The organism is Dietzia sp. NPDC055343, assembly GCF_053645265.1.
On record NZ_JBSHMJ010000165.1, the window covers coordinates 829 to 1134 of the forward strand.

The 306-nt window shown below is 77.1% G+C and carries 1 protein-coding gene; it reads right to left on the minus strand.

Going from position 1 to position 306, the window contains the following annotated elements:
- Positions 1-80: 80 nt before the first annotated feature.
- Positions 81-306, minus strand: a 226-nt coding sequence (locus tag ACWIE7_RS19395) for a LamB/YcsF family protein (RefSeq protein WP_454070365.1), incomplete at its 5' end; no start/stop codon positions are given.

The following is a 306-nucleotide window of genomic DNA, read 5'->3' on the forward strand; positions in this document are numbered from 1 at the left end:
GCCGCGAGATCCGCGCACTCCAGCAACAGCGCCGCCTCTCCGCAGGGGCGGATCCTCGTCGTCGTCATGGCGGACCGGACCTACCCGGCCCCGGGCGGCTCCACGAACGGCGCCACCTCCACGCCGGCGGCCTCCAGGTCGCCCCGCACCCGGCGGGCCACGTCGAGCGCACCGGGGGTGTCGCCGTGCACGCACACCGACGCCGCGTCGATCACCACGTGCGCCCCGCCCGCGGCAGTGATCTCCTGGCCGCTCGCCATGGCCACCACGCGCGCGGCGACCTGGTCCGGGTCGCTCAGGACCGCG